The sequence below is a fragment of the Bifidobacterium sp. ESL0728 genome, assembly GCF_029392015.1.
GTDB lineage: Bacteria > Actinomycetota > Actinomycetes > Actinomycetales > Bifidobacteriaceae > Bifidobacterium.
Map to the genome: position 1 here is coordinate 1,018,612 of NZ_CP113925.1, position 26,655 is coordinate 1,045,266.

Below are 26,655 nucleotides of genomic sequence, written 5' to 3' on the forward strand. Positions count from 1 at the left end.
TCGGACCCCGTTTTTGAGTGGTTGAATTTGTCGCGTCGGTTTCGGTGCCTGCGTCTCCAAGTTGCAGAAGCAACAGGCAACAGGATTCTTGGGTCCAGAAATTCTATGAAAATTACACATGTGAACGCTCACAAATATTGCCCGATTTCGTCTGTTTACGTCCATCAAACGCATTAACCTTGGAACTGTTAGTGCAAGTCCATACTTAAGGAGTAATTGTGGCAGCAATTGAAAGCGTTTATGCCAGCGAAATTCTCGATTCCCGTGGAAACCCAACCGTCAAGGTAGTTCTCGACACCGTTGATGGTGCCGAAGGCATCGGCCTGGTTCCCTCCGGCGCTTCGACCGGCGAGGCCGAGGCATGGGAGCGTCGCGACGGCGACAAGTCCCGTTACAACGGCAAGGGTGTTCTCGAAGCGGTCAAGGCCGTCAACGAGACCATCGCGCCCAAGGTCATCGGCATGGATGCCACCGACCAGCGCGCCCTCGACGAGACCATGATCGAGCTCGACGGCACCCCCAACAAGGGCAAGCTCGGCGCCAACGCCATCCTCGGCGTCTCGCTCGCGGCTCTTTACGCCGCTGCGGAATCCGCCGAACTGCCGCTCTACCGCTACATCGGCGGCACCAACGGCCACATCCTGCCGGTTCCGAACATGAACATCATGAACGGCGGTGCGCACGCTGATTTCGCCACCGACATCCAGGAATACATGATTTCCCCGTACGGCTTCGAGACCTACAGCGACGCTCTGCGTGCAGGCGTCGAGGTCTATCACACCCTCAAGGGCATCCTCAAGAAGGACGGCCACGACACCGGTCTCGGCGACGAAGGCGGTTTCGCTCCGAAGATGAAGGACAACGAGGACTCCCTCAAGTACATCATGAAGGCCATTGAGGCCGCGGGTTACGAGCCCGGCCGTCAGATCGGCCTGTGCCTCGATGTGGCTTCCTCCGAGTTCTACAACAAGGACACCAACAAGTACCACTTCGACGGCGCCGATCGCGATGCCGACTACATGCTCGATTACTACAAGGAGCTCGTCTCCAAGTATCCGCTGGTCTCCATCGAGGATCCGTTCGCCGAAGAGGATTGGCCTGCATGGCAGAAGATCACCGCCGAAATGGGCGACAAGCTCCAGTTCGTCGGCGACGATCTGCTCGTGACCAACCCGAAGCGCCTGCAGAAGGGCATCGACCTGCACGCTGCCAACAGCCTGCTCGTCAAGCTCAACCAGATCGGCACCGTCACCGAGACGCTCGATGCCATCGAGCTCGCCACGGCCAACGGCTTCACCTCCATGGTCTCCCACCGTTCCGGCGAGACCCCGGACACCACCATCGCCGACCTCGCCGTCGCCAAGAACACCCGTCAGATCAAGACCGGTGCTCCTGCCCGTGGCGAGCGCATCGCGAAGTACAACCGCCTGCTCGAGATCGAGGAGGAGCTTGGCTCCACCGCTGAGTACGCCGGCTATTCCGCCTTCAAGGCCTGCAAGAAGTACGTCAAGTAACTTCGTCTAAGGCCATTCGCAGCGCGGTTGCGCTGTGAGCTTTGCCCGTCACATTCGCTCTGCTGAGTCGAATGTGACGGGTATTTTATGTTTTATGGGCAATACGAAGAACAAAGACAAAACGGAGAGCGACAAGAAGCAGAACAAGCGTCGCGGTTCCGGACCGATTGCGTTCTTCGTTGCGTTTTTCATCGTGGTCCTTGGTGCTATCCAGCTGGCTGCGACGTTCCACAGCTATGCGTTGAACCTCGCCGAACTCAACGGACTGAAGCGTCAGGAAGCCGCGTTGGTGGCCAAAAAACAGAATTTGGAGAACGATATCTCCCGCTGGAACGACAATGCCTATGTCACCGCGCAGGCACGCGAACGGCTCGGATTTGTATTCCCTGGCGAGCAGGCCATCCATGTCGAACACCCTGAAGCGGTCACCGGCGAAAAGCCGAAATCCGACAGTACGAATCAGAATGACGTCGATTCGGACAAACCAGCCTTGCCGTGGTATCGCGAACTTGCCTACGGTTTCAAAAAAGCCGATGAGCCGTTGAAAAAGAGCAAGACCAGTGAGGTCACGACTCCCAAAGCCGTGGGCGGGCAAATCGATAATGGCTCGAATTCGGATGACAAATCCAATCAAACGGATAACAAAAACGATAACAAGAATGTCACGAACACCCAGAACAAGGCCGGACAGAAGACCGGTGCGGGCAACCAGAGCGGTGGCAACGCCAAAACCGGGGCGAATACAGGCAACCAATAACCGGTTGTGAATGTGGAATAATCCAGTCGAGTATTCCTGATGGTTTCTTCCTGGCAATTGCCGATTTGGATATCCAAATTCGAAAATAATGAATTTTCGCATAATAGAGATGCGCAAGAGCAACTCAAAAAAACTCGTAACGAACAAGGAACAGTGTGCAAGAAAAACAATCGAAAACCGCGAATTCCGCGAATCTGAACTTACAGGACACGCAACGGCAATCTGTAGCCGGCGATAAAGTTGACACCCCGTCCAGCGGGATTGACGAAACCAGCCTCAAGGCCCGGGCCAAAGATCTGGTAGATCGTGCGATGGCCGACAATGCCAGCGATGAAGATGTCGCTCTGGTAAAGAAGCAACTTGGGCGTTTTCCGCGCGGTATGGTCGTCGTAGGCGCGCGTTGCGTGTGCGGCAGGCCTCTGGCCGTGGTGACTCGCCCCGTGCTGCCCGACGGCACGCCGTTCCCCACGACCTGTTATCTGACCAGTCCGGAGGCGACAAAGGCTGTTTCGCGTGTGGAAGCCGACGGTTCGATGCAGCACTATACCGATCTGGTCCAGCACGATGAGACGATTCACGGACAATACGAGCGTGCGCATCTGCTCTACCTTGCCTTCCGCCACGAGCTTGCGACGCGTCTTGGAGACAGCGAGGAACACATCGTGGGTACAAGCGCCGGTGGGATGCCCGTACGTGTCAAATGCCTGCACGCCTTGGTGGCGCAGACGTTGGTGATGGGCAAAGGCGCCAATCCCATCGGCGACATGGTGCTGGAGCGTATCGCCGACGAGTTCGACCCGAACGTTTGCCGTTGCACCACGCGGCTCGATTGATGGGTCGCCAGGTGGCCCGTTCTGACGATGATTTTTCGATGGCAAATCGGATATGTCTTTGGTATTCTCGGCTGGCCGGTTGAATCGAGAGGCGATTTTTCACCTCGAAGATTCCGCCCGAACCGACGGATTCGCGCGTGTCGCGGCATAGCGTCGGGTTTGGCTCGCCCCGAAGCGTCCACAATGTTGCGTCTGACGGATAATGTCGAAGACAAAGAAAACGAACGAGACGAAAAATGGATGGTGGAGCATGAAAGACGAAACCAAGGATTTTGTGACCGTTGCCGGAATCGATTGCGGCACCAATTCCATACGGCTCAAGGTCTCCAAGGTGTTTGCCGACGGCAGCGTCGAGGATGTCGTCCCTCGCGTACTGCAGGTCATCAGGCTTGGTCAGGATGTGGACAAGACCCATCGGTTCGCCGATGACGCGCTTCAACGAGCCTATGCCGCTGCCAGGGATTTTGCCGAGATTTTGAAGGAACATCCAGCCGACGGGTTGCGTTTCGTCGCCACTTCGGCAACCAGGGACGCCGAGAACCGCAAGGAATTCGAAGATGGCATCTTCTCGATTCTGGGGATTCGCCCTGAAGTGATTCCCGGAACCGAAGAGGCCGCGCTGAGTTTTCTGGGAGCCACTGGCAGCGTGCCGCGCAAAGGTCTTGAAGCCCCGTACCTTGTAGTCGATCTTGGCGGAGGATCCACCGAAATGGTGATGGGCGGCGACGGCAAGTCCGCGCCGGCTACGAGCGTGCAGTCCGCGTTTTCGATGAACATCGGCTCGGTTCGTATGACGGAACGCCATTTGCTCACCGATCCGCCGACACAAGCCGAAATCGCCGAGGCGAGCGAGGACATTGACCGCCATATCGATGAAGCGTTCGAACATGTGCCGGCCGGCAAGACCCGCACCATCATCGGTGTTTCCGGGACCGTGACCACGATGACCGCGCTGGTGCTGGGCTTGAAGGTTTACGACCATCGTGCCGTCGACGGCGTACGGGTGTCGTATAAGGATATTTTCGAAGTGGACAACCGTTTCCTCAATATGACGCGAGCCGAACGTTCCACCTACAAGACCATCCATCCCGGCCGTATCGACGTGGTCGGCGGGGGAGCGCTGGTCTGGAACCGTCTTCTTACCAAGGTTTCCGAAGCCGCGCAACTTGACCACGGCACTCCGATCGACTCCTTCATTTCCAGCGACCACGGCCTCTTGGACGGTATCGTGCTGGATTACGGCATGAGGTTACTGAAGAAATAGCGTATCAAAAGTACCCCCGGTGGGACTCGAACCCACATTGTGCGATTTTCTGTGTTCTCTGAATTGTTAATTGGGAGTAGGATTAGACTTACTCCCAATTGATGTTTCAGCTTGTTCGACCTTACTGTCAACTTCATCGTAAATCACGTTAAATCACCCTAAATAATGCCAATATGAACTCAAAATGAACTCAGAATGACTTGTCATGATACTTAGTGATGTCGGGGTTTATTAGATTCAGAAATGCAAAAAGTGCCCTGCACCAGAGTCTAGTCCGGTGCAGGGCACTTGGGTTATTTGTTGAGTTGAGGGAGGCTAGTGCCGCCGTCGACTTCGGGGATGCCGGCGATCGAGGTGATGATGCTGATGACTGCGGCGAGTGCGGCGGTGCCGGCGACGATGGTCCAGTTGACGCTGCCGATGGTGGCGGCGGTGGTGGGTATCGCGGCGAGCGCGGATTGTGCTGCGGTCTTGATGGCGCGTATGCCTGCGGCTTTGAGCCATTGCCAGGCGGGTTTGCTTCCGTCTGGTTTGGTGGCTGACGTGTAGTCGGTCCGGTCGTCGGTCTTGCGTTCGAGGCCCTGCCGCATGTCGTCCCGCTTTGGCAGCGCGTGGCGTGGTTCTTCTTCTGCCATGTTCGTCTCCTTAGAAGGTGTTCTGGTTGAGTCGGGCCTGGAGGGCGCGTACGGTGCCGGGGCCGAAGTAGCCGTCCTGGGCGACGCCGAGGTGTGCCTGGATGGCGCGGATGGTGTCGGGGCCGAGCAGCCCGTCGACCGTCAGACCGAGGCTGCGCTGCACGGCGCGGACGAGCATGCTGCCGCCGCGCCCGTAGGAGTAGGCGTTGAGTGCGGGGCGTCCCCAGTTGCCGACCGGCTGCACCTGCCCGCTGATGACGCCGTCGACGGGTGTGCCCATCACGGCCTGCCATTTGCCCACGGTGGCGGGTCCGCATGCGCCGTCGACGGCGAGCTGGCCGCTGGCGGTGGACGCGTCGGCACCGTAGCGCAGGTAGCAGTTCCAGGGGAAGTTGTAGTAGCGGCTGATGTTGGTCTCGTGGCCGGTCTGGTCGCCGCCCGTGCCGTACACGGAATGGTGTTCGGAGCAGGAGGCCTGCGCGAGCAGCCCGCCTCCGAGGTAGACGGCGGTGTGGTCGGCGTCGTTGAGCAGGATGTCGCCGGGCCGGGGGTCGCCGTTGTTGGGCAGGCGGCGGAAGCCGCGCGCGGTGAGGTTGGCGCTCATGTTGCCGGTATAGGTCGCCCCGCCGGTGTCGAAGCCGGCCTCCTGCAGGCAGTGGATGACCAGCGAGCTGCAGTCGCAGTTGCCGCCGTTGCGGAAGTCCCACCGGTCGCCCTGCGAGTAGCCGAGGTTGGCGACGGCGCACCAGTAGCGCATGCGCGCGATCAGCGTGTTGATGTTGCCCATGTCACTCGCCTCCCTCAAGCGCCTGGAGCGCCTCTTCCTCGCTGATCACCTGCACGCCTTCTGGCGGCGGGGTGCTGCCCTGCGGCTGGTGTTGGGTGGGTTGGATGATGTCGGCCATGATGGCCTCGCTTTCTCCCGTTTCCGGGCATGAAAAAGGCCGTCCCGGTTTGGGACGGCCTCGGTTTTGTTTTGTTTGGAAAATCGTTCGGTCAGACGCAGGAGAGCAGCCACAGCAGGACCGCCAGCATGGTCAGCCCGCAGGCCTCCACGACCGCGCACACGGTCACACCTATGACGATGCCCAGCAGGGCCAGCGCCAGGACGACGCCCGCTACCTCCAGGGCGAGCCTGTGCTTTCTGGCGAATGCCTTGATCCGTGTCATGATTCCTCCTTGTAGGCTTCCTCGGACACCGGGCGCGAATAGTCCCAGTCGTCGTGCTCCGCGCGCCACCGGTATTCCTGCTGGAGCATCCGGTAGCGGATATGGCCCACGCCGTTGCCGCCCATCCCGATGTATTCCCGCCCGTTGGCGAGCATGTCCTCGTGCTCGGCCCGGCTGCGCGGGTCGCGCAGCAGGCTGCCGCGCAGCACCAGGAGCTTGATGTCGCGGACCATTTTGTCAAGCTCCGTGAAATGCTCGTAATCGTTGCCGAACTTCTTCTCCATCCGTTTGATGGTGGGCGAGTTCTTGATCTGCTCCTCGATGTCGGCGCGGTCCTTCTCGTCCGCGCTTTTCAGCGTGTTCGTGGCGTGCAGGTTGAGCCTGTTCGACTGGATGACGGCCACGGCCACCGACACCGCCGCCTGCACCGCCACCACCGCGATCACCGCCCACCAGGGCATCCCGTCCGGGAAATCCATCGGTCCTGCCTTCTTTCCGTGTTGTGCGATACTCTTTGTTGTCCCCTCCGGTCGAGGATATGTACGACCGGAGTGGTCCTTCGGGTGATGGGCTTGACATGACCGGGCGGTTTACGACTCTTTCAGGGGGTAGACGAACGTGACCGCGGCCCAGCCGACGGTGATGCCGGTGTTGTTGGCCACGATCACGTCACCGACGTCGGAGACTCCGTCCGGGTCGCCGCCGGTCCATGCGGTGCCGGGAAGGCTGCCGCCCAGGGCGCACGGCATGTCCTCCGGGCGGGCGCTGCGCCATGCGGGCTTGAGCGTGGCCACCACGGGCCTGGCGCTGTTGGGGATGGTGCCCTTCACGGTGATGTTCACGACCGCCAGCCCCCGCACGATCATGTAGGCGAAGCTCCCCTCGTAGTCAACGAACCCGGGCGCGTAGTCCAAAAACTCCCTCGGGTCGGTCAGGACCTTCCGGGGGGGGGGGGGCGATGCCCTTGCTCACCTGTATTCTGCTCATGATGTCTGCTCCTTTTTATTCGTTGGTGATGTAGACGGCGTCGACGCTGCAGGTGGCGGTCATCGGTTGGAAGGACTGGATGTTGCCGTCCGTGTCGATGATGCCTCGGAACACCTTGTCGTTGTTGGCGATGACGATGCCGGTCTTCGCGGCGGGACGCAACCTGGTGAGCCTGCCGAGGCTCCAGTGCCCGTTTTCGGGCATTGTGACCTGCAGCTGGAGCGCCACGAGCCCTCCGAACTGCGTGGCCCGCGCGTAGTCGATCTGGTTGTCATCGACACCCGTGAGGTCGATCAGGTCCCCGGTATCGGGCTGAGGGGGGGGCGAATCCCTTGCTTACTTGCATTCTGCTCATGATGTCTGCTCCTTTTGCTATCCGATTTTGACGATGTCGATGGTGATGGGTTTGCGCAGGGTACCGCTGCTTCCGCCGCCGATCGTCACCGACACGGACGGCCTGGTGCCGTCGCAGCGGATGACGCCCATGGCGGTCAGCCCGTTGTATCCGTTCGCGTTGAGCTCATCCGACACCGGCAATACCTCGCGAGCGCCTTGCGATAGCGACGCGTATACGCTCACCCAACCGCCTGTGATCGCCGCGAACGCGGCCTGTATGCTGACCATGTACAGCCCCTCCGGCAGGCGGATCGCGTCGTTTTCGACCGTGGTGTCGAGCGCGCCTCCGGTCTGTGTGACTGACAGTATTGTGGCGTCGTGCACCCATTGCATGGTGCCGTCCTCCGGACATGCCGTGCCGTGCCACTCGCTTTCGGGGTCTTGCCCTGAGGGGATGACGCCCTTGGAAACCTGTCTTTGGCTCACGGTTCCAGCCCCTTTCCTTCCGCTCCGGCATCCGTCGGCGCGCCTCCCGTTTGCGTGGCCCCGGCCTGTGGCGTGGTGTCGGGCTTGCCGTCGTCGACGAACGTGCCGCCACGGTCGGGGTCGGGGTACGTGCTCAGGATGATGCACGGCACGCTCGGCGGCGTGTACGTGTCGTTGGGTTGGTCGGTGATGTAGGTCGGTATCGCGATGGCCGCCGCCTGCGCCGCCGACTGCGCGGCGGCGGTGGCGGAGCCCGCGGCCTGCGACACCGCGTCCTGCGCGCCGGCCATGCTCTTCGCGGCCGCGTCCGCGCTGGCCTTCGCCTCCTTGGCTGCCTGCACGGCCTCGGGGTCCTTCTGCCCCTGCAGGCCCTGCGGGATGCCCAGATCCAGCGTGCGTCTCAGACCGGTGCCCTCCAACGTCGCGGTGGCCTTGCTGCCCGGTGCCAGCGTGACCACGTCGCCTATATCCACCGACGCGTCGCGCACCGTGTCCTCCGCGCTTTGCGCGGCCCGGTTGGCGCGGTCGGTCGCCGGCCCCATCTCGCCGATTGCCTGCTTCCACTCCGCCAAGGCGTCGGGTGCCTCGCCCTGCATCTTCAGCAGGCTGGGGTCGATGGTCGCGGTGAAATCGCGCGAATCGGTGACATTGCCCTGCGCGTCCTGCAGCTCTATGGCCATCTTGGTCGATGGCGGCGTGAGCGCCTGGCGTGGTATCGGGCAGGTGAACACCAGCCCGTCGGCCTCCGTGTCACGTTCCATCGTCACGTAGCCGCCCGAATCCGTCGACGGCGAGGCGTTGAACAGGATTCTTGCGCTGATGCCGGTATCGGTTACAGGAACGCCGCCGTCGGTCACCGCCACCCGCAACACGCGCCCCTGAACGTCGCCCGCGTTCAGACGGACCGGCGGGATCCAATCGTTGGCGCGGTCGAGCGTGATGTCGACCGCGCGGTAAGAGTCCAGGCTCATGCGTCACCGCCTTCCTTTGCACCAGCGTGCGCCGGATCAGGTTGGGTGCCCGTGCCGTCTGCCGTGTTGGTACCGGGGGTTGTTGCAGGCCCCTCGGTTCCGGCGGCGGCATCGGCATTGTCGGGCGGGGCGGTGCCGTCGCGCGCCATCAGATAGCGTTCCATGACCGCCATGGACGCGGTGAGCGCGCTGACCTGCACGCTGGTCTCGGCAACCGCCTGCGAGGTGCTCGCGCTGACCTGCGCCAGCAGGGAGAGCATCCTGTCGGTGCCTCCCGACCCGGCGTCGAACATGCCGGCGAGCGTGTCGCCTTCCGTGGCCGCTTCGGGCATCTTGTGCCCGGCCGGCGTATCGGGCGCACGCCCGTTGCCGGCGGCCTCGTACTGAGTGCTGTCGTTGTTCATAATGGTTTCCTTTCCTGTCATTTCCACTGGAGGTTGGGGCTGAACTTCCCGTTGACCCAGCCGAACCCGTTCGGCCCGCACCGGCACTGCACGCCGTTCGATTCGACGCCGACCCAATGCGTGGCGTCGAGCTGCAGCACTAAACGGCCACGGTCCATGAACAGCCCGCAGTCCTTGCTGATCTGTATACAGCCGGTATGGGTGTCGGAGTTCAGATATACCTGCTCATCAGGCTGCTCCAGGTACGTGTTCTCCTTCTCCGGCGGGTAGAGCCAGACCTGGCGGTAATAGGTGCTCGCCTGCAGGAACGGTTTGGCGAAACAGGCCATGCCCACGCCGTTCGTCTCGTCCTGGGGCCCGTCGACCGCCGTGAGTGCCTCGATGGCCGCGTACTCGCCGTTCTTGTTGATGAGGCTAGTGCCGGGGTTGTTCCTCGTGGTCAGACCGGTGGTCAGGTACAGCTCGTCCGTGGTCCCGGCACGAGCCGCCTGTAGGAAGGCCTGCCCGTCCTTGATGACGATGCCGCCGATACGCTTGCCGTTCTGCCAGATCGAGAAGCCGGTGGACGCGTCGAGCCTCACCTCCACGCCGTCCGGCCCCTCAACCTTCAGGACGCCCTGGGTGAGGTCCCATTTCACCTTGCCGCCCGTGATGGTGCCCGCGTAGAGCGCGTCGGCGATGAGCCCGTGTCCATTCGCCATCGTGCGCCAGTTCCACTGGCCCTGCGAGTTCTTGCCGTCGGCACACCGCCAGAAGCCGCCGGAAAGCTGCAGGGCCTGCGTGGGGTTCTGGTTTCTCGGCCTGTTGTAGATCATGATTCCCTCGCCGGGCACGTCATTGTAGGCGTAGCCGCCGGTTCGGTTCAGTACCTCGTTCATGCCGGCGATGACGCTGTTGAGCCAGTTGCTGCCGAGCGTGGCCGCGTCGTCCCACGAGCTCGCATGCCCCGTGAGCTGCTGGATCGCCTGATCAACTCTTGCGTTACGCTGGGTGATCGATTCGATGATGTTGCCCAGCGTGATGGTGGTGCCGGAAGGCCCGCCCAGCAGGTCCTCCTTCAGCTCCAGCACCCGCCCCTCCAGCCGGAGCGGCGAGGGGAAGCTCGTGTCGACGATCTGCACCGAATCGCCGAGGTCGATGCCGTCCGCGTCCAGACCGGCCGCGGCGAGGGATTGCACGCTGGCCTCGTAGGTGATTTGCGGGGTGACGCTCTCCCTGAGCTTCGCCCTGGTGAGCCGCAGCAGCTCGGTCGGGTCCTTGCAGTCGGGGAACTCCACGAACCCCTCCGTATGCCTGAGCCGACCATCGGGGCCGGGTATGCCCCATACCTTCACCGCCTCGTCGTCCTGCACGTAGGGCAGGCCGTTGTTGACGGTGTCGAAGCTGATCTTGCGCGTGTAGCCGCCCGTGGCCTCGCCCTCAGCGTCGGTCTCCTCGATGCCGGCACCATAGCCGTAGAGACGGGTCTTGACCCGCTCCCCGCCGATTGTGCGACGGATGGAAAGCAGGTCCTTGCCGTATTCGAAACGGCGAGTGGTCGACTCGCGGCCGCGTCGGGCGAGCAAGCTGATGCGCCGGCGGTCGATGCTCGTCTTGTCGTCGTTGAGGATGATGCCGGTGGCCATCTCCAGCCCGAACGTGTCGCAAATCGACTGTATTGCGGAGAGTGTGTCGGTGTGATAGAACGCGAGGTCGGCACGTACGTTGTTCGCTCCCGCCTGCACCGTGCCCGCCTCCCAGCGCGTGCCCTCCAGCGCCTTCGCCAGGCAGTCGGAGGCGCTGGCACCGCGGTTGCGTCTGTCGACGATGGCCACGTCGGAAAGCTCCGACACCGAGGATGTGGCCACGACCCTTGCCAGCGGTTTGCCGTCCTCGCGTGTGCAGTCCGCCGACTGGATTTCCGTCTCCACCCAGCGTCCCATCGAATCCTCGAAAACGATGCGATCGCCCTTCACCACCTCGTCGGCAAGGGTGAGCTCCAGCTTGTCGGTGCCGTCCACATTGCGCGTGCGCACCGCCGAAATCGGCGACAAGTCCGCCTTGTACCTGGACTCGCGGTCGAAGAGCATGAAACGCATGAGTCCGCCTTCCGAAAATCAGATCAGGGTCATCGGCTCGAACGCAATCGAGCCGGAACAATTCGTGCAGACAATCTCCGTCGCCTTCGGCGTCAGCGGGAACCAGTCAGAATCCAACGTCACCTGTATGAGGTTTCCGTTGGCCGAAGCCCGGCGGTTCGCACAATCAAGCAGCACCGTCCCGCCGATTGGTAAAGGGTTATCGGGGATACGCAGAAATCTTTGTCCGCACTCCACCTGCAGCCCGCGAGCGCCGGGCTCGGGAGTGAGCGTGAGCACCGGCCACGTCTCCCGGTTGCCCGGCACACGCACCATATTGTTTCCCTCGACGAGTTTCTGTACGCTCCTGCGCCCGTAAAGCATCGGCTGACAGGTGAGCGTCACATCGACGAGAGATCCGGCGAGAATCTTGCCGTCAAATTTGTCGTTCCACATTCCAACGGTGATGGTGCCTCGGTATTCTCCGGGGAGTGTGCGCCATGTCAGTGAGCCTGTTTTGCCTTGATAGTCACCGAGCTTGATTTTTGCGGCGATTACGTCCTGCTCGTCGCCTTCGGTGTAGATGTGCATGGTGATGGTGCGCGTACCGGTGTAGGCGGCGTCCATAGAGTCGTGAAGACTAAGGTCGAGACCGCCTGACATTCCGGGTACGGTGGCGAGATTGGTCACGGGGGTCGTGCCTCCGATTTCGACGCCGCTCTGTTCGAGGCCGAGCATCAACGATTCCAGGGTCTGCCCGTTGAAGAGCAGGCCGTCGACGTGTCCCAATCTCATGCTCATACTCCCATGTACTCGCCGATGGCGAATTCGCGTCGCATCGCCGGACTCATGACCTTCGCGGCCTGTTCCGGCGTGTAGAGGCGGGCCATCGGCACCTGCTGTAGCGCTTGTGCGAAAGCGTCGACAAGGTCGGCCTTCGACAGTGATCCTGCGGCGTTGTGCCTGAGCGGTGTGACCTGTGCCCCTTCGGGGAGGGTCAACAGCTCGGGACCTCGTTCGCCCACCATGACGGTTCCTGCCGCAGCAAGGACTCCGCCGTTGGCGAGCATGGGGACGCGGAAGCTTTTCCCGCCGACTCCTGGCAGCCAGTCTGGAACATTAAAGCCGAATCCTCCGATAGTTGAATTCCACCAGTTTCGGATTGATTGGAAGGCGCTGATGAAGGGGTTGGCGATGATGTTAGCAACATTGCTGAACGCTCCACCAATCCATCCCGGAATGTTCATAAACCAGTTTATGAGTGGATTCCATTTGCCGTCAATCCAGTCGCCGGCTGCGAGCCACTCATTGGAGAGTATGTTACCGATACCTGCGAAATAGCCGTTTACAGAAGATCGGATCCACGAGAACCAGTTCATCAGGTTCCGCCATTTGCCGGTGACCCAGTCGCCGGCCGCGAGCCACTCGTTGGAGAGTATGTTACCGATGCCGGCGAAATAGCCCAAGATTGACCCTGGTATGCTTCCGAAGTAAGAGGTCACCTCGTGCCATTTGCCAGTGACGGAATCCCCAGCTTGGTGGAACCAATTCTTGATATCAGTGACCTTTTCATTGAAGAACTGAGTGAATTCCGCCCATATCCTCTTGCCTGTATCGGTCTGGGTGAAGAACACTGCGAGCACGCCGGCAATCCCGCCGGTCATGAATCCGACGATGAATTCCACCGCCGTCTTGCCGTATGTCTTCATTCCTTCCCATACGTTTTTGAAGAAATCGCCGATGCTAGTCCAAATTTCATTCCACTTGGCTTTAATCGATTCGGAAGTCGTGGTCAGCCAGTCGGTGAACGTTTTCCATGCCTTGCGGCCCGTCTCAGTCTGGGTGAAGAAATAGACCAAGCCTGCCACGACGGCCGCGAGCGCCGTGGCGACCAGACCCAGCACGTTGGCTTTGGTGGCGTTGTTGAAGAGGTTCTGTGCCGTGGTGGCGAGTTGGGTGGCTTTCGTCCATAGTGTTGTTACTGTTTTAGTGACGGATACCGCTGTCCTGTACGCGCCTATCGCTGTGGCGACGGTTCCTATTGAGACAGCTATAGGTGCGAGCCAGTCCTTGTTCTGGCTGACCCAGTTGAACAGTCCTTTGAGCTTCTGCATGCCCTGGGAGGTGAGATTGCCTATGGCAGTTCCCAGTTGGGAGAGGGAAACCCCGGCCTTGTTGGCGAAGTCCTGTACTGCAGGACTTTGGAACCATTGAATAAGCTTTTGAATCGTCGGAGTGACGGAATTTGCGATGAAGTTCGAGAAGCCCGTGAACACAGGGATAAGAGCTTCACCGATCTGGGTTTTCATCCCCTCCATGGAGAGGTTCACATTGCGGACCGCGCTACGATATGCCGCCCATTTGTTCTTGGAATTGTCGTCGAGTACGATGCCTAGGCTTTTCGCCTTCGCTTCCAAAGCGGTGATACCTGATGATCCTTGATTGAGGAAGGGCAGCATTGCGGTGCCGCTTTTGCCGAACAGTTGGGTGGCGAGAGCGGTTTTCTCCACGCCGTCGGGCATGCTCTTGAACTTGTCGGCAACCTGTGGGAGCAGCTCGCTCATGGGTTTGAGATGCCCGTTGGCGTCGTTGATGCTGGTGCCGAGCAGCTGCTGCATGGCTGCGGTCTTCTTGCTGTCGCCTTCCACGCCCTGTAGTTTCTTTGCGAAGATGGTGAGCGAAGTGTTGGCCTTGCTGGCGTCCATGCCGGAAAGTCGCATGGCTCCCTGCAAGGCGCTGACCTGAGCTGTGGTGCCGCCGGTGATGCGCTGGAGGCTGGCAATGGAGCCGGTCAGATTGGTGAACTGCTTGACTGAGTCCTGGACGAATTTGGCGACGCCGGCGACGCTCAGAGCAGCGGCCGCAGGTGCGGCGAACTTCTTGAGGTTGGCGACGAGGCTGGAACCGAGAGTAGAGCCGCCCTGTTCTCCGGCTTTCTGCGCTGCCGGTACGACGGCGCTGGCGATTTGTGCTTCCGCGTTGGGTGTGGCCGCTATCAGTTCGTAGTAGGCGGTCATGAGTTTCTTGGTTGCCATGACGTCTCCTTGCGTTCTACGGCTCGTCCCAGCCGATTCTTTTCATCATTTCTTTGACCGGAAGTCGGTCTGGTGTGTGCCGAAGTTTGAACTTGTTGGGTTCGTTTTGTCGTCCGAGATGGGCCAGATCGAGCAGATGCGGTTTGCTTCCGGACAGGCCGGCAACAAAAGCCGAAAATTGGTCGACGATACGGGACTGGAGAAGATTGCCGAACCGCACCCCGTCTGGCAATCCCATCAGTTCAGTGCCCAAGGCGGAGTCAAGTGACTCGTAACTGACGAAGTCGTAAAACTCCGCCCAGGTGTAGGGCTCATCGCCGAACATCGTCAACGTGAGCCCGTGTTCGAGCAGATCGCGGTTTATTGCGCCTCGGTGCTCTTTGAGGAGGTTTCCGAGGCTTTCGATTCCCCCAGGCTGATTGTGCTGGCCTCCTGCCATGCCTCAAACCAATCCATCATCTGCTGACCGTCATCGAAGAGGTCAAGTAGAGGCATGCCATCGGTGCTGTAGTATTCGAGCAGCTTTTGGGTGAACGTCATCTGGCTTGATGGGTCGGAGACATCGCCCAGGCTGAGAATCAGTTTCGGGCTGATGAACTGCAGCAGCGGCACGGAATAGACTTTGTCGGAGTCCGGCATCTGGAATTCGAACTGGTTCTCGGGCTTTTTGGCTGCGGATTGCTGAATCTTATAAACCATCAGGCGTTCTCCTCAGTGTCTCCGGCTTGTTTAGCTGAAGCCTGCTGTTGTTCTGAATCCTTCGAGCTTTCAATGGACTTCTGTTCTGCTGCAGATTCGATATTTTGGCTGGATTCGTCGGAGGCTGCTGCTTCCTTCTGGGTTTCGTCTTCGACGTGGATACGTTTCTTGCCGTCGTCCCAGTACTCGTGGAAGTACTCGCCCTTATCGTCCGGCAGTAGCGTCCAGGTGACTTTGCGGTTGATGCTGGTGGTGTCCTTGGCGGTGTACTTGTCACGCTCGGTAATCTGTGAATCGTGGAAGACGAGGCGGCCGCGAACGTCTCCGTCGACCATGTCGATGACCTGGACGCGGTGCGGTGCAAGGTCAATCTTGCCGGCAATCTCCATTAGATTCCCGTGTTCCTCGGTCGCTTCCGTGGTGGTTACGTTGGCGTCGCCATAGATGGCGCGCTGGACGATGACATTCAGGTATTCGAGGAATGTGTAACCTGCGGTGACCGACTGGCTTTTCTTGACGATTCGGACAGTCTGCCCGCCCCAGGCGGTGATGTTGTCGGTGTCGACCTTTTCCTCGCGGTCGAGACCGTCCGAGGATACGAAGCCCGCATGGCCGAAGGCTTTATCTAGTTCTTCAGTGGCTGATTTCGGTTCCTTGGTGCCAAGTGGGGCGAGTGAAACGCCTCCAGTGACGAGGTCGGAGCCGACGACGATGTTGCTCTTGTCGCTCATAGTTTTCTCCTTTTAGATGTTTTTGATGATGTTTCGCGAGCGCACTTCGACGATGGAGTCGTAGCGGCTCATTTTCGGATAGTCGGGGTGGGGGTCGTTGCCTGCGCCGCCGAGGAGCTGGCAGCCGAACAGCAGGCCATGCGAGTCGAGCAATGCCGAGGTTGCGAGCCGTGTGAGTTCGCTGGCTCGTGTTTCGGTTTGTGCCCAGCCTTCCACGGTGATGTTCCACGATGTGGTTTTCATGGTTTCTGACTGGCTGTTGCTGGCGAAGATACGGATGAATTCCGGCAGTGTGTTACCGTCTTTATCGACAGATATGCGGGTGCCAACTTCGACGGTTTGCGTTTCAGTGATTTCGTGCAGGACACTGCTTATTTGGTCGATACATTGCTGCTCGATGTCTCGGCTGGCAGAAAGCTGCATTTCTAACCTCCTGTCAAAGCCCTGGTCAGGCATCGCTTTGTGGCTTCCAGCCGTCTGGCCTCTTCGGTGACGGCTGAGACGATGTATCTGCAGCGGGATTTCGAGGGGACTGCGAACACCTGGTAACCGTTTTCGATGCCGGCGAGTTCGTTGGCTCGCTCTGCGATCTCGTAGGCCTTGTCCTTCAGCTCCTTGTTGACCGCCTCGTCCCGTCGCATTTCGTCGAAAGCGTCGTAGTGGAATTTGATGGTGACTTTCCCTGCCATGGCGCTATCCTTTCCAAGCTTTGAGGGTCGCCTTGCAATATGCGAGGATCTCCAGAGGGTCAGGGAAACGAAGCACCATGCCATCCACCTGCAGCATCTGGTTGTTGACCCTGACCTGTGCGTTGTCGGCGACTGGGGAACCTTCGGGCATGTAGAGCGTGTACTGGTTCAACGTGCCTTCACGATTTTTCGAGTCGACGGCGGTGGCGGGATCCTGCAGGTCACAACCGTCGAGCGTCTGCCACTCTTCAGGCCACGTGAGCGTGAGGCTGCCATGGTCGCGCGTGTAAGTGGGGTTGCGGTATTCGATGGTGGTGCCGCCGAAGATGCCGAGCCCGTTCATACGCGGCCTCCCAGCGAGTAGCGCTGCACGGTCTCGGTCCATTTCTGTGTGACTCCGACCGTGGCCGAGGCTCCGAAGCCGATGCTCTTGGATCCAAGCGAATAGGTCTGGATGCCGGCGAGCGCACGGTATTGGATTTCGGCCTGCTCGAGAACAGCGTCAGCTATATCTCCCGGAGTTGTGCCCCACCCATGTGTGCATGTAACGGTGACATTGCCGAGGCCGTCCGGCCAGCGGGCTTCGCGGCGCAGAATTCCAGCGTCGCGATCGGCCTGCCAGTCGTCGACATCGGTGCCATTGGCCGTTACTTTGTCGATTTCAGTAATGTGTAGGGCGGGCAGCAGTAGCGTCTGGGTTCCGTTGCCGTTGAGCGTGATATTGTCATGCTCTTTGAGCTGCGGGTCCCAGCCGATGCCGCCGACGAAACGGTCGGTCGACCGACGGAGCGCAAGCAGGAGTTTCGGGTTGTCGGCCGAAGCGCCGGTCAGCGTCTTCAGATCATTCGGATCGGCTAAGTAGGTCGTTTCGGCCATTTGCTCACCTTCTACTTCGTGCTCTTAGGGGACTTCACCTTTGTGGTCTCAGGTGCGGGGACTTCCTTCGTAGAAGGCGTTTCCTTGTCTTCCTTCTTTGGGTTGTCCGTTGCTTTATCGTCGGCGGCCGCTGCCTCCCGGGTATTGTCGACATCCTTATCGTCGGAAGGTTTGTCCGAAGATTCGTCTGTCTTATCTGCTGCAGCGGCTTCATCCTTAGGGTTTTCTGCGGGTTGATTAGCAGGAGCCTTGTCGGTCGGAGTCTCAGAAGATTTATCTTTTGCATCTGTCTGAGTCGAATTCTCCGATTCTTCGAAGTCAAGACCGAATTTCTTGGCATCTACGGGGCGGTAGCGTTTCCCGCCGATGATGACCATTCCGTATTCGTCTTCCATCGTCAGGCCGCCTTAACAGTCGCTACGAGCAGCTTGGAAGGTTCGCGGCAGAGCATGAGGCTGCGCTGGTCTGCACGGATGTAGATCAGTCCATTGCGGGCATCGTCCTCGTTCTGGTTGAACGCAGTCACGTTGAGGCCTTCGTAGTCAAGGAGTTGGATGACGCTGAAGTCGCCCATAATTGCCGTTCCCTGGGCAACCGACTGGGCGGCGACTACCGGTACGCCCCACAGCGTGCGCGGGCCCATACCAAACGGGCCTTGGCCTTGATAGCGGTTGTTATTATCCTTAAGCAAATCGATGGATTCGATATCAACCGGATTGAGAACGATGGCCTGCACGTTCGCCTTGCTGGTGGTCTGGAGAGTAGTGATGCCTTTGCGGATGGTGGTGACCATGTCCGTGGCGAACGCCTGAGACAGCGTCCCGGACATGTGCAGGATTCCCTCGGGCTCTTCAACGCCTGTGCCATTCAACAGGAGATCCTCAATCTTCGCGTCTAGGTTGTTTTTCAGAGTCGTATCGATGAGGGTGGTGATAATGCCATCATCCTTGAGCTCCTCATCGGTTACCTTGAAACCATCGGAATACTTGTACCCGTCAGCGGTCTTCTTTGAGAACTGGAGGGTGGAGAGCGGCTTCCTCCCGCCTTCGGCGACAACGCCTGCATTGTTGGTGACAGCAATCAGCTGACGATATTCGGTATGAGTTAGATTCGTCGTTCCGCGAGTGATGAGGTTAAGGAAAACCGGCTGCGGCCGATAGGTCAGATCATCAATTCCTGGTAGGCGGCCGACTTGAATCGCACCTGGCAGAGCTGTCGAAAGCGGGCTCGGATCAGCTTTACGAACGGTGTGGTAAGTTCCGAGATTGGTCGCTTTGATACTGACCGGACGGCCATCACCGCCATGAGGATTATCCTTACGCCATGACTTCATGGCTGGGGAGTTGACGAAGCGCTGGCCGAGCGTCAGGCCTTTCATCTCTTTCTCGGTGCCGTCGTTGCCCTTGCTTGTGGGTTCGGACTTGAGTGCGTCTTTCAGCAGTGTCGTAGTCTTCTCGGTCTTGGCGATGTCCTTTTTGAGAGTATCGATATCGGTGGCAAGCTTTTCGGCTTTTTCGATATCCTCGGCGGTCAGGTTTTCACCCTTGGCCTCGAGCGTCTTGGCCTCGGCGAGCAGGGCCTTGAGTTGTTCCTTTTTGTTCATGATTCCTCCTCGCCCGTCAGGGCAGCTAGATGGATTCGCGCCAACGCCTTTCGCTGGCGCATTAAAAAGGCCTCCGAATGTTCGGAGGCCAAATTCTTGGATTTCCCGTCACCGCCGGGAGGTGACACCGCTTCAATCACGTCATCGAGTGCCTTGATGTCTTCAGCAAGGCTTGCCCTGGTCGTTTTGAGCGCTTCGACGTGCTTCGAGGCGAGGACACGCCCTTCCTTTTCCACGGGTTTGTCATCATGCTTGACATCAATGAGCTTGGTATCGGGGTTCGCCCCTTTGAGCGTCATACTGACTTCGGCGAGCTCGAATTGCTTGACGTGCTCGGTTCCGTCATCGTCGGTCTCGATCTGCGACGGATCCTCGTAACCGCCGATTGAAAACTCATGGACACGGCCTTGGCTGAGCAGGCTGTAGGCCTGTTGCGCGGTGGGATTGTTCATGTCGAGCTGTGCCTCGATCTGTAGGCCTTCATCGGTCTCGCTTGCCTGTGCGGAGCCGATGTGTGCCCAGATGTCATCCCATTGGTGATCCCAGAGGACTGGCAGTGGCGTCTTTTCGTCGAAGGCTTTCAGTGATTCTGCGAAAGCCCCTGGCTCGATAATCTGGCCTTGTGAATCCTCGACGCCGAATGCTGACACGAGCGCGGTGAATTTACCTTCGCCGGCGCTGGCGTCTGCTTTGACAGAAAACTGCTTGCAGATTTTGGTATGGGTGTCGCTCTTCTGCTTTTCGCGTTTTCCATTGCTTTCGTACCAGCGTTTGATTTCGTCAGCCGTGCCATCAGGACGTTTGTCATCCTTTGCTTGTTGGAGCACAGTTTCAATGCCAGGATCGACAGTTACTATGACTGCTTTAGCCTGTTTGTATTCGTCGGCCCTTTCTGGATTCATCCATGTCTGAATGATCCATGAATCGGCATCGATGCCCTTGAGTACATCGTCGATGACGCTGTCGCGAGCGGCTTTTGCCAGTTTTGCAGGCATTCCCTCGACGGAATGAGTTTCCGTCTGCCCAAGAGCCTTTGCGAGCGCATCGAAGTCGATAACCACGTCGCCGATATGCTTGTGTCCTATGACATAGGTGGTTTTTCCTGCGGCCGGAGGTCCGGTCACTACTGTGATTTTTGCCAATGTGGTCTCCTTTTCACCATGTGTAGCTGAGTACGCAGGTGCATCCTGCTGATTCGTCGACGTCCAGCCCGCCGTCGCCAGGCCAGCGGGCACCGTTGCTGAAGATGTCGTCCATGTCGACCGTTTCACCGTTCATGGCGGCGTGGGATGGTCTCGGGTTCGCCGAGGTCACCGTCCAGGTTTTCTGCGTGAGTCCTGATGCCCGTGCGGCGTCCTGCCGACCGAAGCCTGCACAATTCGCCACGAGGGCCCCTGCCCATGCGAGTGCGGTGGAGTCCTTGAGCTTGTTGAGCAAGGCCTGCTTCGGATCGGTATCGTCATCACTTTCCTGGTCAGATTCATCGAGTTCGTCGAGGCTGTCGAGCATCCCATCGTTGATTTTCTGGGCGGCATTGTTATTGACTGCAGCGATATAGGGCTGCATAACGTCTTCTGACCAGCCGGATTCGTCCGGGTTGTATTCTCGAATGACGCTCTTAGCGGCCGCAAGGGCCGTTGCCCACGTGTGCGGGTTCATCGCGTCGGCGAGGATCTTGTCCCATTTGCGGTGGAAATCCTTCGCGTTCTCCCCAGTCTTGTGCTCATCAAGCTGACGCTGGTAGATGCCTCGCAAGGTATCTGCCAATCCGGCTTCAGCTTTCGTTTTGACTGTGGCGAGCTCGTCCAATGCAGATCTTCGTAGTGCCATTCGCGCCTGTGAGCGCGCTTGGCTTTGTCGTGCTTTACGGTTTTGCGAACCAGTATCAGTAGGAGAAGCCAAGCCGCCGGCGGTGACGTTCAGAGGAACGATGAGGTCCTCAGTGCCGGGAATCTTATACATGTCGAGCAGCGAGCGTGCTTCAGCACGTGTCATGTAGGGGCCTCCGACGGCGGTTTGTAGGTATTGGGCCATTTCCATGAAGGAGCCGTTAAGGGCTGCATTGCGGTCAAGTTCGCCGTATAATCCGTCTCCAGAAGCATCCAAAGCCGGAATGATCTGCAGATTGAATTCCTGCTCGAATCGTTCAAGGATTGGGCCGAGGGTAGGACCGTAGAGCATCTGTCGGAATGCGGCGATGTTCGAATAGTTTCCCTGCCTGCTTCCTACGAGTTCTGGGGGGATATGGAAAGCTGAACAGACTTCGATTTCGCTGAGCCTGCGGCCTTCGATGTCGTTGGCATCATCAGGGGTGATGGTGCTGCCGAGGTTCTTGTAATCCATGCCGTCTTCAAAGATTGGTGTTCCTCCCGCATTGGAATCACGGAATTTACGCCAGGACTGGATGAACCGTTCCTTCTTTTTATCGTCCCATTTCGGGGCATCTGCAGGGCGGGTGATGATTCCCGTGAATTTCGGCGAGCGATCCCATTGCGCATTGCGCCAAGCTATCGCGTTGGTCTGTTCCTGCAGAATCTGGGATAGCGTGACCAGCGGGCTTACACCGATTCCGTCAACTGCTGACCAACCGGTACCGATCGCGAGCGCCTCATCGGTAAGATCGATGGTTCCTTGTGCGGTCTGCACTCCGACATGGATGATGTTGTCAATCGCATCGGATTCGACCAGGAGCATGCGGGGCGGTATCCGTTGGAGCCATTGTCTTCCTTTGGTGTCGTCAAGTAAGACGACGCACCATCGGTCATACATCATGGCGTCGCAGGTGAGGAGATAAAGCAGATCGAAACTGGTCCGTCTGGATTGCACATCAGGTTTTCGCAGAAGCTTCTCGGCGGCACTATCACTGACGCGGATCCGGTCGTCATCTGACTGGCGCTGATAGACCTTCCAGGGGATGATAGCCACATTACGTGCTGCAAACTCAACCACCTTGCGCACGCTAGGTTGGGTACGCCAAACCTGCTGAACGTTTACGGGACCTAGACTGGCAATCGAGGATAGGGGAACTCCGGGGTCGGCTACGGGTATACCCCACGAAGTGTGGGTGTTGGCATTGGGAACACTCGGATTTCCGATGGTAATAACCCCGTCTGCTGTATTAAGGCTTACCATTACACCACCTGCACTGTCATGATCGATTGTTTGTAAATTGTCACGGTGCCAGGCACTTCGCCTTCCTTGACTTTGATACCGCTGAGGCGAACGCGTCCCGGCCAGGCTAGTTGCGAACGCCCTGTCAGAGCGCTTCCGTCGGTGAGGCTGACGGTGACGTTTTTCCCTGGCATGATCCACATGATGTGTTCTCCTTTATGCGATAAGCAGCCCATGTTCTTCGTAGGCGCTGTGCGTATTGCGTTGGTCTGCGGCTATGGCCTCGCTCATGGCGGTGACCAGTGCGGCCACGCCGTCGATCTTGTCGCCGGATTTTGCTTTATCGGGTTTGACGTTGCCGGCAGGATCGGTGGTGACTGCGAGGTTGTCCATGCACCAGTCCATGACCGGGTTGTGATGCATGATTCCCGGTTCGGCTTTGAGGCCGGACAGGACGAGTCGCTGCACCTGTTTGAGCGGTGGCGAAAGCGTGAGATAGCCTTGCCGGACCTTGACCATGTTCACTCCGTCGGCCACGAGGTCGTTCACCAGCTGCGAAGAGTTGAACGGGTCGTAGCCGAGCGATTGCACCTCGAAGGTCTCGCAGTCGTGGTTGATCTGCTGGCGAATGAAGTCGTAGTCCTGCACGTTTCCAGGCGTTGTGGTGAGCCATCCGTCGTGCGCCCACACGCTGGCCATGCCGTTGGTACGGACGTCGAGCGCGTTGAGATTGTCCTCGGGTGTCCAGAATCTCCAGACTGCCTTGTACCTGTCGTTATCGGTAGGGAAGAGCCAGCACAGTGCTGACAAATCGGAGACACTGGCGAGGTCAAGGCCGCCGTAGCAATCCATTCCGCGCAGATTCGTTTCGTCTATCTCTCGGTCGTTGGCGTTCCATGCTCGTTGGCTGATGTATTTCGTGGTTTGCTTGGTGCGGACGTTGAGATTGAGGCGCAGGAACCGTGCGAGGTTCAAAGGCGAGTCCTTGGCCTTTTCTGCTTCGGCTTGCATGAATTCCTTGCTGGGGCTGACGCCATAGCCGGGGTTTGCGCGCATCCAGGTCGATTCCTTGAAGGGATCCGCGGATTTGGGTGCCGCGAAGATAACCCCGTATTCGGTTTGATTATGGTAGATTCCTTTGCACAGTTTTTCGATGCGGTCACGGTGCTGCGAATAGGGGCTGTTGCGCTTTCCGTCGTCAGCAGTCGTGATGATGATGCCCAGCGGTTGCTCGCGGGCACCGGTGCCGGATTCAAGGGCATCGATGACGGTGGAATCACGGTGGACGTGCATCTCGTCGACAATATATCCGCTTGGATTGGATCCCTGCAGCAGGTCGCCGATCGAACCAACAGCCTTGAAGAACGACTGGTCGACGGGGCGGATGATTTCTTTTTTCATTGCCTGGATGCCGGCCTGTTTGAAGTCAGGACTGTTGTCGGCAATGAGCTGGGCTGGACGGTAGGCGTTCAAAGCCTGATCCTTCGAACCTGCGGCCGCGATGACTTGGGCACCGTACTCGCCGTCCCCGAATCCAAGATAGAGGCCGAGGCCGCTGGCGAGGGTGGTCTTGCCGTTCTTTCTGGGTACTTCGACCCAAACGTTGCGGATGACACGGACAATCTTGCCGGCAGCGTTCTTCTTCACCCATCCGAAGATGGGGGCGATGATGTAAGCGACCTGCCAAGCGTCTGGGCGGAGCGGATGACCTGCCCACTTGCCTTGGGTATGGCGGAGGTGTTTGAGCGCCTTTATGACCTTGTCGACCCGAGCTGGGTCGAAGTACGCTCCTTTGACATCGCGTGGCTCTCGTGTACGCCACAGTGGTTTCTGCCATGATTGCAGGTTGTAGCCGCGATCGTTAAGATACCATTTGACTTCGGGGGACAGGGGAGCGGCGTAAGGCCGGTCAGTCGATCGCGTACGGGTTGCCTTCCTTACCGCCATGATCGCTGCCCTCCACGCTTATCCGCGATCTTGCGGCAAACGAGAGCCCCAATTGCTTCGCATACTCCAGAAACGCGGCTGAATTGTCCTTAAAAACCTGTGCATTCGGACTCTTGATTTTCTGCTTGGCATGTCGTTTGTCCTCAACGACGATGCCCTGTTCCAAAAGCTCATTAGAAGCTTTGCGAGCCGTGCTGAAATGCCGCAAAGCCATCTCCAGCGTCATTCCGTCCGCTTCAGAGAGCAGACCGGCTTCGGAAAGCACCGGTACAATCTCATCCCACAGCGCGGAAACTTCGTCGGGAAGCCCCATCGGCTTCTCGGGCTCCTTCACATCGACCATCGATTGGGCAGTGGCGTCGGTTTCCGGCTTTTCGCCCACCGGAGCAAGCTTCAAAGGACCACGAGCACCCATTTCAAGCCCCAATCACACCGAAAACCTTTAATAAATCGAAAATCTCACAAAAAAAGGAAAAACTCGGACGCGCGCACGCAGAGCTGACCATGCCGCCGCCATCGGTATGGAAATTTAAAATCCGAACTCCCCTACCCGTAGTGTGTCGACGTTCGACCGCACGCTCATGAGTACGCCGCCGGTTCTCTTTGATTGTTTTCGCTTTGTGGCAAGCGAAGCACAACCATTGCCCGTTCGCTGGATCGTACAACGCACCACCATCAGCAACGGCTATGATGTGGTCGGCCTGACCGCGTGGGGCATACCTGCCACACGATTCGCACATGCTGTTGGCGTTCTCGCGGACTTGCCGACGCCACTTCTTTTCCTTCGCGGAATCCATCTGCAAAGTATGCTGACTCGGCTGATCCCACGGCTTACGCTGATGCCGTTCACACTTGCCGTGCTGCGTGGCCGTCTCCCCGCAACCGGGGGTGGTGCATCTTCCTTGGGGCATCCACGGCATTGTGCATGCCCCCAATCAAATCTATTGTTTCATCCAAGCGTCAACACTGGTGTGCCAGTCTGCATTGAATGGAGTTCCTATTCGCTCGAATACTGCGACCATCTTCTCCAGCCGACGATTAGCCATCATGACTTCACCAGAATCGGATTTAAGACCACGAATCGAATAGACAAGAGGGAACACATACTCGTCACCTTCTTTGGTCTTGAAAGCCAAACCGAGCTGTTTAACCATCACAGTGGTCTTGCGTCCGAGGATTGCCCCACCAATGGCTCCGAGAGGTCCGAACAGGACATCTCCAATCAATGCTGTGCCGACACCACCAGTGTTCTTTGTATCAGTTTCGATGAAGGTAGTGTATTCGGCGAGATTTGCGTAAGGTATCGTCTCCACATGACGGCGCAGATGCATCTTGGGCTTGCCGTTCTTCCAGTTCGTGAATATTTGCAAGGCCTGTTCGTCGTCCGAATATTTAAAGATGCAGGATGAATCCGAAACAGCACCGATGATGTTCTTGTAACCCATGTCTAAATTCTACATCACGGGAGGCGCTTGGCTGATGTAAGACCAACTGCCGGCAGGATATTGAGCAAGCGTCCCATAGTGCTTGCCGTAAACAATCAAAGAACCCTTCTTGTCGATTCGATAGCCTTTGGCATCGGGGAATTGATCTGATTTGTTATCAGGCTTCGTAACCGCAAACATGCAACCCCAATCGATAAAAGGAAAGGCACCCGCCGATAGCGGCGGATGCCCGATGACCGAGAATATGTTCGAGAATCCGTTGGTTCCCTCCATCTGGAAAGCACCAACACTATCAATATGCACGTCCACAAGGTAAAATGCAAATAGCGTCCACAGTTTAGGCGTTTGTTGAATAAGAATGAGGAGAATGCTGGTATGGGCAATGACGTTGAACAACTTTGGAAAAATTCGAGCATTAAATCAAGATGGACAGGGGATGTAGGTGATCTTGATTCTTTGATAAGACTTTTTTATGAAAAAACAAGAGAGATGATAGAGGATGAAAAGCAAAAGAACAATCTATCTAATAAAGATGTTAGCGATAATATGGATAAACCTGTATTAGCAATTATTGATCTTAATGATGGGTCAGAAACACAGTTATATCCCACTGAACAAGAGTTGATTGATGCGATAGACCCGAGGAATTATGACAGTCTTACATTGCAATCAAATTGTGTATATGATGAGGAGAATATAAGAATCGTTTTAAGTAAGGATTTTAACCCTACCCTTTCTGTCTGTTCTGAAAATAAAAATTTGGGTGAATCTGTTTTTCAAGAGCTCAGTGACGAGTTAGATAAGCAGAAAAAATGGTGGTCATTCATCTTTGACTATGATTGGATGCTTTTTGTAGGTGCCATTGTTCTTGGTATAGGTGTCGTTTTCTATCGCGAGCTTTCGAATTGGAGTAAAGGATTTATTGTTTCTGGTATGATTTTGCTTGTTGCTGATTTCGTAAAAGAAAAATGGATTACTAAATTCGATTTATGCAAGAATAATGGTAAAACAAACAGTGCGAAAGTCTTCGCTTTGATTGCTGCAGTAGCAACGTCAATTATTATTCCAATCGTTCTTCATTCACTTGGTTTTTGAATCTAAGGCA

The 26,655-nt window shown here is 57.8% G+C and carries 33 protein-coding genes; 5 read left to right on the top strand and 28 right to left on the bottom strand.

Features of this window, described 5'->3' with window-relative positions:
* The first annotated feature begins 218 nt into the window (after positions 1–218).
* The 4 genes from eno (at position 219) to OZX67_RS03735 (ending at position 4,368) form a co-directional block, all read left to right on the top strand.
* A complete protein-coding gene (eno, locus tag OZX67_RS03720) occupies positions 219–1,514 on the top strand; it encodes a phosphopyruvate hydratase (protein WP_277144307.1) in 1,296 nt (431 codons plus the stop codon).
* A gap of 94 nt (positions 1,515–1,608) precedes the next feature.
* Positions 1,609–2,271, top strand: coding sequence for a septum formation initiator family protein (locus OZX67_RS03725; RefSeq protein ID WP_277144309.1), 663 nt, complete (start codon positions 1,609–1,611; stop codon positions 2,269–2,271).
* 311 nt (positions 2,272–2,582) lie between these two features.
* On the top strand, positions 2,583–3,104 hold the full coding sequence (locus OZX67_RS03730; protein ID WP_277144905.1) for a DUF501 domain-containing protein: 522 nt from the start codon (positions 2,583–2,585) through the stop codon (positions 3,102–3,104).
* A 250-nt stretch (positions 3,105–3,354) separates the two neighbouring features.
* Positions 3,355–4,368 carry a Ppx/GppA family phosphatase gene (locus OZX67_RS03735; RefSeq protein WP_277144311.1) on the top strand — a complete coding sequence of 338 codons (1,014 nt, stop codon included), beginning with the start codon at positions 3,355–3,357 and terminating at the stop codon, positions 4,366–4,368.
* A 293-nt stretch (positions 4,369–4,661) separates the two neighbouring features.
* Here OZX67_RS03735 and OZX67_RS03740 read toward each other — a convergent pair whose 3' ends face one another.
* The 28 genes from OZX67_RS03740 to OZX67_RS03875 form a co-directional block, all read right to left on the bottom strand.
* Positions 4,662–5,003, bottom strand: coding sequence for a holin (locus OZX67_RS03740; protein ID WP_277144314.1), 342 nt, complete (start codon positions 5,001–5,003; stop codon positions 4,662–4,664).
* A 10-nt stretch (positions 5,004–5,013) separates the two neighbouring features.
* Entirely contained in the window at positions 5,014–5,790 is a 777-nt protein-coding gene (locus OZX67_RS03745) for an NlpC/P60 family protein (RefSeq protein WP_277144316.1), read from the bottom strand.
* Positions 5,791–5,999: 209 nt separating this feature from the next.
* Positions 6,000–6,173: a hypothetical protein gene (locus OZX67_RS03750; protein ID WP_277144318.1), complete on the bottom strand. Its 174-nt coding sequence runs from the start codon at positions 6,171–6,173 to the stop codon at positions 6,000–6,002.
* Positions 6,170–6,652 carry a hypothetical protein gene (locus tag OZX67_RS03755; RefSeq protein WP_277144320.1) on the bottom strand — a complete coding sequence of 161 codons (483 nt, stop codon included), beginning with the start codon at positions 6,650–6,652 and terminating at the stop codon, positions 6,170–6,172. Before OZX67_RS03755 ends, OZX67_RS03750 begins: the two co-directional genes overlap by 4 nt.
* A 111-nt stretch (positions 6,653–6,763) precedes the next feature.
* A complete protein-coding gene (locus tag OZX67_RS03760) occupies positions 6,764–7,087 on the bottom strand; it encodes a hypothetical protein (RefSeq protein WP_277144322.1) in 324 nt (107 codons plus the stop codon).
* Between the two features lie 88 nt (positions 7,088–7,175).
* Positions 7,176–7,388 carry a hypothetical protein gene (locus OZX67_RS03765; protein WP_277144325.1) on the bottom strand — a complete coding sequence of 71 codons (213 nt, stop codon included), beginning with the start codon at positions 7,386–7,388 and terminating at the stop codon, positions 7,176–7,178.
* A gap of 144 nt (positions 7,389–7,532) precedes the next feature.
* Positions 7,533–7,982 carry a hypothetical protein gene (locus tag OZX67_RS03770; RefSeq protein WP_277144327.1) on the bottom strand — a complete coding sequence of 150 codons (450 nt, stop codon included), beginning with the start codon at positions 7,980–7,982 and terminating at the stop codon, positions 7,533–7,535.
* Positions 7,979–8,953 (bottom strand): hypothetical protein, encoded by a 975-nt coding sequence (locus OZX67_RS03775; protein ID WP_277144328.1) that lies wholly within the window; start codon positions 8,951–8,953, stop codon positions 7,979–7,981. The genes OZX67_RS03770 and OZX67_RS03775 overlap by 4 nt, the downstream gene beginning before the upstream one ends.
* On the bottom strand, positions 8,950–9,378 hold the full coding sequence (locus OZX67_RS03780; RefSeq protein WP_277144330.1) for a hypothetical protein: 429 nt from the start codon (positions 9,376–9,378) through the stop codon (positions 8,950–8,952). Before OZX67_RS03780 ends, OZX67_RS03775 begins: the two co-directional genes overlap by 4 nt.
* Entirely contained in the window at positions 9,375–11,435 is a 2,061-nt protein-coding gene (locus OZX67_RS03785) for a phage tail spike protein (RefSeq protein ID WP_277144333.1), read from the bottom strand. Before OZX67_RS03785 ends, OZX67_RS03780 begins: the two co-directional genes overlap by 4 nt.
* Before the next feature lie 18 nt (positions 11,436–11,453).
* Positions 11,454–12,209, bottom strand: coding sequence for a 3-hydroxy-3-methylglutaryl CoA synthase (locus OZX67_RS03790; RefSeq protein WP_277144335.1), 756 nt, complete (start codon positions 12,207–12,209; stop codon positions 11,454–11,456).
* A 2-nt stretch (positions 12,210–12,211) separates the two neighbouring features.
* Positions 12,212–14,449 (bottom strand): phage tail tape measure protein, encoded by a 2,238-nt coding sequence (locus OZX67_RS03795; protein ID WP_277144337.1) that lies wholly within the window; start codon positions 14,447–14,449, stop codon positions 12,212–12,214.
* Positions 14,450–14,465: 16 nt separating this feature from the next.
* A complete protein-coding gene (locus OZX67_RS03800) occupies positions 14,466–14,888 on the bottom strand; it encodes a hypothetical protein (RefSeq protein WP_277144339.1) in 423 nt (140 codons plus the stop codon).
* Entirely contained in the window at positions 14,810–15,148 is a 339-nt protein-coding gene (locus OZX67_RS03805) for a hypothetical protein (protein WP_277144341.1), read from the bottom strand. Before OZX67_RS03805 ends, OZX67_RS03800 begins: the two co-directional genes overlap by 79 nt.
* The gene (locus OZX67_RS03810; protein WP_277144343.1) at positions 15,148–15,879 is read right to left on the bottom strand and encodes a hypothetical protein; all 732 of its coding nucleotides are present in this window, start codon (positions 15,877–15,879) and stop codon (positions 15,148–15,150) included. Before OZX67_RS03810 ends, OZX67_RS03805 begins: the two co-directional genes overlap by 1 nt.
* A gap of 12 nt (positions 15,880–15,891) precedes the next feature.
* Positions 15,892–16,302 carry a hypothetical protein gene (locus OZX67_RS03815; RefSeq protein WP_277144345.1) on the bottom strand — a complete coding sequence of 137 codons (411 nt, stop codon included), beginning with the start codon at positions 16,300–16,302 and terminating at the stop codon, positions 15,892–15,894.
* Between the two features lie 2 nt (positions 16,303–16,304).
* Positions 16,305–16,568, bottom strand: a complete 264-nt coding sequence (locus tag OZX67_RS03820; protein WP_277144347.1) for a hypothetical protein — start codon at positions 16,566–16,568, stop codon at positions 16,305–16,307.
* Between the two features lie 4 nt (positions 16,569–16,572).
* The gene (locus OZX67_RS03825; protein ID WP_277144349.1) at positions 16,573–16,911 is read right to left on the bottom strand and encodes a hypothetical protein; all 339 of its coding nucleotides are present in this window, start codon (positions 16,909–16,911) and stop codon (positions 16,573–16,575) included.
* Entirely contained in the window at positions 16,908–17,444 is a 537-nt protein-coding gene (locus OZX67_RS03830) for a hypothetical protein (RefSeq protein ID WP_277144351.1), read from the bottom strand. Before OZX67_RS03830 ends, OZX67_RS03825 begins: the two co-directional genes overlap by 4 nt.
* Before the next feature lie 11 nt (positions 17,445–17,455).
* A complete protein-coding gene (locus OZX67_RS03835; protein ID WP_277144353.1) occupies positions 17,456–17,839 on the bottom strand; it encodes a hypothetical protein in 384 nt (127 codons plus the stop codon).
* Positions 17,840–17,841: 2 nt separating this feature from the next.
* Entirely contained in the window at positions 17,842–19,047 is a 1,206-nt protein-coding gene (locus tag OZX67_RS03840) for a phage major capsid protein (protein ID WP_277144355.1), read from the bottom strand.
* A complete protein-coding gene (locus OZX67_RS03845; protein WP_277144357.1) occupies positions 19,044–20,189 on the bottom strand; it encodes an HK97 family phage prohead protease in 1,146 nt (381 codons plus the stop codon). The genes OZX67_RS03840 and OZX67_RS03845 overlap by 4 nt, the downstream gene beginning before the upstream one ends.
* Before the next feature lie 13 nt (positions 20,190–20,202).
* The gene (locus OZX67_RS03850; RefSeq protein ID WP_277144359.1) at positions 20,203–22,179 is read right to left on the bottom strand and encodes a phage portal protein; all 1,977 of its coding nucleotides are present in this window, start codon (positions 22,177–22,179) and stop codon (positions 20,203–20,205) included.
* Complete coding sequence (locus OZX67_RS03855; RefSeq protein WP_277144361.1) at positions 22,179–22,361, bottom strand: hypothetical protein; 183 nt, start codon at positions 22,359–22,361, stop codon at positions 22,179–22,181. Before OZX67_RS03855 ends, OZX67_RS03850 begins: the two co-directional genes overlap by 1 nt.
* 13 nt (positions 22,362–22,374) lie before the next feature.
* Complete coding sequence (locus tag OZX67_RS03860; RefSeq protein ID WP_277144363.1) at positions 22,375–24,105, bottom strand: terminase TerL endonuclease subunit; 1,731 nt, start codon at positions 24,103–24,105, stop codon at positions 22,375–22,377.
* Positions 24,068–24,520, bottom strand: a complete 453-nt coding sequence (locus OZX67_RS03865; RefSeq protein ID WP_277144365.1) for a phage terminase small subunit P27 family — start codon at positions 24,518–24,520, stop codon at positions 24,068–24,070. The genes OZX67_RS03860 and OZX67_RS03865 overlap by 38 nt, the downstream gene beginning before the upstream one ends.
* A 526-nt stretch (positions 24,521–25,046) precedes the next feature.
* Entirely contained in the window at positions 25,047–25,550 is a 504-nt protein-coding gene (locus OZX67_RS03870; RefSeq protein WP_277144367.1) for a hypothetical protein, read from the bottom strand.
* A 9-nt stretch (positions 25,551–25,559) separates the two neighbouring features.
* Positions 25,560–25,823 carry a hypothetical protein gene (locus tag OZX67_RS03875; protein WP_277144368.1) on the bottom strand — a complete coding sequence of 88 codons (264 nt, stop codon included), beginning with the start codon at positions 25,821–25,823 and terminating at the stop codon, positions 25,560–25,562.
* 102 nt (positions 25,824–25,925) lie between these two features.
* Here OZX67_RS03875 and OZX67_RS03880 point away from each other — a divergent pair, with 102 nt between their 5' ends.
* The gene (locus tag OZX67_RS03880) at positions 25,926–26,645 is read left to right on the top strand and encodes a hypothetical protein (protein WP_277144370.1); all 720 of its coding nucleotides are present in this window, start codon (positions 25,926–25,928) and stop codon (positions 26,643–26,645) included.
* Positions 26,646–26,655: the final 10 nt, after the last annotated feature.

What these genes read in the sequence shown, in the direction of transcription:
- OZX67_RS03795 (WP_277144337.1), bottom strand. Translation starts at nt 14,449, where the DNA reads ATGGCAACCAAGAAACTCATGACCGCCTACTACGAACTGATAGCGGCC.
- OZX67_RS03775 (WP_277144328.1), bottom strand. Translation starts at nt 8,953, where the DNA reads ATGAGCCTGGACTCTTACCGCGCGGTCGACATCACGCTCGACCGCGCC.
- OZX67_RS03820 (WP_277144347.1), bottom strand. Translation starts at nt 16,568, where the DNA reads ATGGCAGGGAAAGTCACCATCAAATTCCACTACGACGCTTTCGACGAA.
- OZX67_RS03800 (WP_277144339.1), bottom strand. Translation starts at nt 14,888, where the DNA reads ATGGCAGGAGGCCAGCACAATCAGCCTGGGGGAATCGAAAGCCTCGGA.
- OZX67_RS03740 (WP_277144314.1), bottom strand. Translation starts at nt 5,003, where the DNA reads ATGGCAGAAGAAGAACCACGCCACGCGCTGCCAAAGCGGGACGACATG.
- OZX67_RS03875 (WP_277144368.1), bottom strand. Translation starts at nt 25,823, where the DNA reads ATGGAGGGAACCAACGGATTCTCGAACATATTCTCGGTCATCGGGCAT.
- OZX67_RS03725 (WP_277144309.1), top strand. Translation starts at nt 1,609, where the DNA reads ATGGGCAATACGAAGAACAAAGACAAAACGGAGAGCGACAAGAAGCAG.
- OZX67_RS03825 (WP_277144349.1), bottom strand. Translation starts at nt 16,911, where the DNA reads ATGAACGGGCTCGGCATCTTCGGCGGCACCACCATCGAATACCGCAAC.
- OZX67_RS03780 (WP_277144330.1), bottom strand. Translation starts at nt 9,378, where the DNA reads ATGACAGGAAAGGAAACCATTATGAACAACGACAGCACTCAGTACGAG.
- OZX67_RS03790 (WP_277144335.1), bottom strand. Translation starts at nt 12,209, where the DNA reads ATGAGATTGGGACACGTCGACGGCCTGCTCTTCAACGGGCAGACCCTG.
- OZX67_RS03830 (WP_277144351.1), bottom strand. Translation starts at nt 17,444, where the DNA reads ATGGCCGAAACGACCTACTTAGCCGATCCGAATGATCTGAAGACGCTG.
- OZX67_RS03855 (WP_277144361.1), bottom strand. Translation starts at nt 22,361, where the DNA reads ATGTGGATCATGCCAGGGAAAAACGTCACCGTCAGCCTCACCGACGGA.
- OZX67_RS03750 (WP_277144318.1), bottom strand. Translation starts at nt 6,173, where the DNA reads ATGACACGGATCAAGGCATTCGCCAGAAAGCACAGGCTCGCCCTGGAG.
- OZX67_RS03835 (WP_277144353.1), bottom strand. Translation starts at nt 17,839, where the DNA reads ATGGAAGACGAATACGGAATGGTCATCATCGGCGGGAAACGCTACCGC.
- OZX67_RS03755 (WP_277144320.1), bottom strand. Translation starts at nt 6,652, where the DNA reads ATGGATTTCCCGGACGGGATGCCCTGGTGGGCGGTGATCGCGGTGGTG.
- OZX67_RS03785 (WP_277144333.1), bottom strand. Translation starts at nt 11,435, where the DNA reads ATGCGTTTCATGCTCTTCGACCGCGAGTCCAGGTACAAGGCGGACTTG.
- OZX67_RS03815 (WP_277144345.1), bottom strand. Translation starts at nt 16,302, where the DNA reads ATGCAGCTTTCTGCCAGCCGAGACATCGAGCAGCAATGTATCGACCAA.
- OZX67_RS03865 (WP_277144365.1), bottom strand. Translation starts at nt 24,520, where the DNA reads ATGGGTGCTCGTGGTCCTTTGAAGCTTGCTCCGGTGGGCGAAAAGCCG.
- OZX67_RS03880 (WP_277144370.1), top strand. Translation starts at nt 25,926, where the DNA reads ATGGGCAATGACGTTGAACAACTTTGGAAAAATTCGAGCATTAAATCA.
- OZX67_RS03870 (WP_277144367.1), bottom strand. Translation starts at nt 25,550, where the DNA reads ATGGGTTACAAGAACATCATCGGTGCTGTTTCGGATTCATCCTGCATC.
- OZX67_RS03840 (WP_277144355.1), bottom strand. Translation starts at nt 19,047, where the DNA reads ATGAACAAAAAGGAACAACTCAAGGCCCTGCTCGCCGAGGCCAAGACG.
- OZX67_RS03730 (WP_277144905.1), top strand. Translation starts at nt 2,583, where the DNA reads ATGGCCGACAATGCCAGCGATGAAGATGTCGCTCTGGTAAAGAAGCAA.
- OZX67_RS03860 (WP_277144363.1), bottom strand. Translation starts at nt 24,105, where the DNA reads ATGGCGGTAAGGAAGGCAACCCGTACGCGATCGACTGACCGGCCTTAC.
- OZX67_RS03735 (WP_277144311.1), top strand. Translation starts at nt 3,355, where the DNA reads ATGAAAGACGAAACCAAGGATTTTGTGACCGTTGCCGGAATCGATTGC.
- OZX67_RS03850 (WP_277144359.1), bottom strand. Translation starts at nt 22,179, where the DNA reads ATGGTAAGCCTTAATACAGCAGACGGGGTTATTACCATCGGAAATCCG.
- OZX67_RS03805 (WP_277144341.1), bottom strand. Translation starts at nt 15,148, where the DNA reads ATGGTTTATAAGATTCAGCAATCCGCAGCCAAAAAGCCCGAGAACCAG.
- OZX67_RS03745 (WP_277144316.1), bottom strand. Translation starts at nt 5,790, where the DNA reads ATGGGCAACATCAACACGCTGATCGCGCGCATGCGCTACTGGTGCGCC.
- OZX67_RS03810 (WP_277144343.1), bottom strand. Translation starts at nt 15,879, where the DNA reads ATGAGCGACAAGAGCAACATCGTCGTCGGCTCCGACCTCGTCACTGGA.